The organism is Pantoea sp. EKM101V (genome assembly GCF_011800325.1).
Lineage (GTDB): Bacteria > Pseudomonadota > Gammaproteobacteria > Enterobacterales > Enterobacteriaceae > Pantoea > Pantoea anthophila.
Window position 1 is genome coordinate 1 of record NZ_JAALFP010000038.1, and the last position, 621, is coordinate 621.

General features: G+C 55.6%; 1 pseudogene. It reads right to left on the reverse strand.

The features are described 5' to 3' along the window. Positions 1-621, reverse strand: a pseudogene (locus HFD92_RS21525) (DUF2235 domain-containing protein); the annotation flags it as partial.

Below are 621 nucleotides of genomic sequence, written 5' to 3' on the forward strand. Positions count from 1 at the left end.
GTCATCTCTCTCCGCCTCAGACTGTTTTCTGACCAGCGGATCGCTGTCTTTATCCAGCCCGTTCGCCGCCGAATCAACATAGAAGCGCTGGGTCTTGTAGGCTCCCCCGGCATAGCGGTTGATACGCCACGCGGTGATCCAGCCCATCTGATCTTCAAGCGCTTTCTCCAGGCTGACCGGCGCGCGCGGCGGATCGTATTTTGCGGCCTGTTCAGGAGGAATCGGGGCCGCGGGCGAACTCAGGCCGAGGGTTAGCTCACGCCAGGCGTTGAAACGATTTATTAGATTTGGAGCCGCGGCAAACTCTGAAATAACATCAATGTCCATGACTCTCCAGCGCTGAGATTTAAGATCCTCAGGTACACTATCTTCTGGAACTTTTAGAGGGGCACCTGATTCAAAAGCAGCGGCGTACATTTCATTCAACGCAATTTGTGACAACAGCAAACTATCGCCATCACCATTTGCCTTTCCCTGATCCCCCGGTGGATACCCACCACCTAAATCCGAGTGCATTCCCGGATAAACCACCTCCAGGCTGTTCGCCGGATAATGACCATCCGGGCGGCGGATCGAATCCAGCGGGAAGCACAGCCGCTGCTCGTGGGAAGAGACCAGGTG